Source organism: Microcystis sp. M44BS1, assembly GCF_020244875.1.
Lineage (GTDB): Bacteria > Cyanobacteriota > Cyanobacteriia > Cyanobacteriales > Microcystaceae > Microcystis > Microcystis panniformis.
In genome coordinates this window covers 1-2,969 of the sequence record NZ_JADBVM010000071.1, presented here as the reverse complement: position 1 = coordinate 2,969, position 2,969 = coordinate 1, and the positions used below count along the sequence as shown (strand labels likewise).

Sequence of the window (2,969 nt, the reverse complement as noted above, 5' to 3'; positions counted from 1 at the left end):
TTGATAAGGGGGGCATCTGATAATTTTTAACGGCTACCTACTTAAGAGCGATTTAGTCTTTATTGCCTGTGCTTTTTTTGTTGCTAAATTGTTACAAAACTAAATAAAAAAAGCCTTGACAATTGAGTTACTTTATGTAAAGGTAAGACCAACCTAATGTTGTTAAGACTTAGGAAAAAAGACAATACAAACAAGAGGTAATTCTCAATGAAGACCAAAAAACTGACCCCCCGCAATGCTGCTCCTGTCCAACGGGAAAACACCGCTACCGTCTCTCGTGATGGTAATGCGATCGCCCCACTTTCCGCGGGTTACTTTACTCTGGGCTTTTTTCTTCCTTTTGCGGGAGACGACGCAGAGTAATCCCCCCGATTCTAGCACGAACCTCAAAAAATGTCAAAAGTCTTTTTCTCCTTGCCAGGGCGCACGGTTTGCCTCAATGAATTGACGTATAACCCTAGTTAATTCAGGGCTTTCGGATACCTGGCACGCTGAGCAGGGGAGAGAGGGAGCGGGGGAGTACAGGTTTTTGCTCTTCTGTTGTCTCCCTTTTCCTTGGTTCACGAGTGCTAGAAGATTTAGATTCAGGGAGATGAACCCCTGCCAATAGCTTACTCCCCCAGTGGCATCGGGTAGCGGTGTTCTTCTCCTTGGGTTTGTATTTCTGGCAAAAGCCTTTGTACTTTCTGGCACATTCTTCTAAGCTGTCACCCAGTTTAAGAAAAGCAGGATGCCATTGAGTTAATCCATCATCGGTTAAACGTTCATAACTGCCGTAGTTACTGAAATCGTAGAAAAAACCAGAACGCATTTTGGCGGCTTTCGGGTTGCCGTGAATGTAACGTAAGGTATTTAATGCCCTTTCTCTATCTGAAGGAGGGAAACCATCGCAAAAATACCGCTTTTCCCAAAAGTGTCCTGTGCGATCCCCCCTAGCCTCCCTTGATAAGGGGGGAAGCCGAAGGCGGGGGGATCACATCGCCGTGTACCAGTTGAGGAAGTGCATAATTTTAGGTAAATCTTCAGGTTGGGCAGGTTCAATGAGATAATGCACATGATTAGACATGATACAGAGAGCATAAAGCTTAAACTGGTGTTTGTCTAAAGCTTTCTTGATGGCATAAAGAAACACCTCCCGGCATTCCCGCTTGGATAATTTGAATTCTCGGTTATTGCAGCGTGTGGTGACGTGGTAGGAATAACCAGCTTGTAAATTTCGAGGTTTTCTAGGCATATTTAAATTCTCTAAAACGGAGTAAGTTTTATGTTAACCACAAAACCCCGCTTTCAAACCTTCGCTGAATATCTACATTATGAGGATAATTCAGAGGAACACTATGAATTATTTAACGGAGAATTGGTAGAAATGCCACCAGAATCAGGACTTAACTTTGAAATTGCTAACTTTCTTTTTCTCAAATTTGCCTCACTTGTTGGACATCGGAGAGTGAGAGGACATGGTTTAGAATTAGAAGTGAGAGGCGAACCGAAAAACCGTTACCCTGACTTAACCATTATTCGAGAAGAACATATTCAATTACTCTCCCAGAGAAATACAATTCTTCTTGCCATGGCACCCCCCTTATTAGTCCTTGAAGTGGTTAGCCCCGGAGAAATCCAAAGAGAGAGAGATTACATCGCTAAAAGAAGCCAATATCAAGATTGTGGGATTCCCGAATACTGGATAGTTGATCCTCAAACTCAAACCATTTTAGTCTTAGAATTAAGAGAAAATACTTATACAGAAATTGGTAATTTTAGCAATGATGACTTAGTAAAATCCTCTATATTTAGTCAACTTAATTTAAAAGTTTCTCAAGTATTTAATTAGGCAAATTAACCCCCATGATTACCGTCGAACCCATTACCTTAAACTTAAAATCTGTCAATTTAAGCGATGAGCAATTCTATCAACTTTGCCATAATAACGACGATTGGCGAATTGAACAAAATGCCGCAGGAGAATTAATTATTATGCCCCCGATTGGTGCTATTAGTGGGAATCGAGAATCAGATTTAAACGGCTTTGTTTGGTTATGGAATCGTCAAACAAAACTCGGAAAAGTCTTTAGTTCTTCCACTATCTTTACCTTACCCAAGGGTGGTAAACGTTCCCCTGATGTCGCTTGGATTGCTAATGAACGCTGGGACGCTTTATCCCGAGAAGAACAAGAAAAATTTGCCACAATTTGTCCTGATTTTGTGATAGAATTAAGGTCGCGCACTGATTCTTTAAGTCAACTCCAAGCAAAAATGCAGGAATATCTTGATAGTGGCTTAAGACTAGGTTGGTTAATTGATCCCATTAGTCAACAGGTAGCCATCTATCGCCAAAATCAGGAAGTAGAAATCGTCTCATTACCAACCACCTTATCTGGGGAGGACGTTTTACCCGGATTTACTTTAGAATTACCCCTTTTTTAACGACAGGAAATACAGAGATGATAGCAACTGCAACAATTTCTCCTCAATTAACCATCCCACACCTAGAAAATGGGGACAAGCTTACTCGTCGTGAATTTGAGCGTAGATATAATGCTATGCCAAATCTAAAAAAAGCAGAACTCATTGAAGGAATTGTTTATATTATGGCTTCTCCCCTAAGAATTACGAACCATGGCAACCCTCATGCGCGTATTATTACTTGGTTAGGTAACTATTGGTCAAATACACCCGGAACAGAATTGGGCGATAATTGTACGGTACGTCTTGATGCGGACAATGAACCTCAACCCGATGCACTATTAAGAATTAGAAATGGTGGACAATCAACGATTAGTGAGGATGGTTATGTCGAAGGTGCGCCAGAGTTAATCGTCGAAATTGCCGCGAGTACCGTCTCCCTTGACTTACATCAAAAACTCAATGTTTATCGCCGTAACCAAGTGCAAGAATATTTAGTCTGGCGAGTCGAAGATAGAGAATTTGACTGGTTTAGATTAACCAATGAAGAATATATTAAACTTGAA

6 protein-coding genes are annotated in these 2,969 nt (G+C 41.0%); 4 read left to right on the top strand and 2 right to left on the bottom strand.

Annotation, left to right across the window (positions count from 1 at the left end; translation table 11 throughout):
* Positions 1–207 precede the first annotated feature (207 nt).
* On the top strand, positions 208–363 hold the full coding sequence (locus IM515_RS04385; RefSeq protein ID WP_287628060.1) for an anacyclamide/piricyclamide family prenylated cyclic peptide: 156 nt from the start codon (positions 208–210) through the stop codon (positions 361–363).
* 103 nt (positions 364–466) lie between these two features.
* On the opposite strand, the gene IM515_RS04380 is transcribed toward IM515_RS04385, so the two are convergent.
* Both IM515_RS04380 and IM515_RS04375 read right to left on the bottom strand, forming a co-directional pair.
* Entirely contained in the window at positions 467–811 is a 345-nt protein-coding gene (locus tag IM515_RS04380) for a hypothetical protein (RefSeq protein ID WP_287628059.1), read from the bottom strand.
* A 162-nt stretch (positions 812–973) separates the two neighbouring features.
* A complete protein-coding gene (locus IM515_RS04375; RefSeq protein ID WP_185241380.1) occupies positions 974–1,234 on the bottom strand; it encodes a transposase in 261 nt (86 codons plus the stop codon).
* A gap of 30 nt (positions 1,235–1,264) precedes the next feature.
* On the opposite strand from IM515_RS04375, the gene IM515_RS04370 reads away from it, so the two are divergent.
* The 3 genes from IM515_RS04370 to IM515_RS04360 all read left to right on the top strand — a co-directional run.
* A complete protein-coding gene (locus IM515_RS04370; RefSeq protein ID WP_287628058.1) occupies positions 1,265–1,831 on the top strand; it encodes a Uma2 family endonuclease in 567 nt (188 codons plus the stop codon).
* A 14-nt stretch (positions 1,832–1,845) separates the two neighbouring features.
* Positions 1,846–2,424 carry a Uma2 family endonuclease gene (locus IM515_RS04365; RefSeq protein ID WP_287628057.1) on the top strand — a complete coding sequence of 193 codons (579 nt, stop codon included), beginning with the start codon at positions 1,846–1,848 and terminating at the stop codon, positions 2,422–2,424.
* Between the two features lie 17 nt (positions 2,425–2,441).
* On the top strand, positions 2,442–2,969 hold a 528-nt coding region (locus IM515_RS04360), incomplete at its 3' end, for a Uma2 family endonuclease (protein WP_287628056.1).

Coding starts and splice junctions, on each gene's coding strand:
- IM515_RS04385 (WP_287628060.1), top strand. CDS start 208: ATGAAGACCAAAAAACTGACCCCCCGCAATGCTGCTCCTGTCCAACGG.
- IM515_RS04380 (WP_287628059.1), bottom strand. CDS start 811: ATGCGTTCTGGTTTTTTCTACGATTTCAGTAACTACGGCAGTTATGAA.
- IM515_RS04375 (WP_185241380.1), bottom strand. CDS start 1,234: ATGCCTAGAAAACCTCGAAATTTACAAGCTGGTTATTCCTACCACGTC.
- IM515_RS04370 (WP_287628058.1), top strand. CDS start 1,265: ATGTTAACCACAAAACCCCGCTTTCAAACCTTCGCTGAATATCTACAT.
- IM515_RS04365 (WP_287628057.1), top strand. CDS start 1,846: ATGATTACCGTCGAACCCATTACCTTAAACTTAAAATCTGTCAATTTA.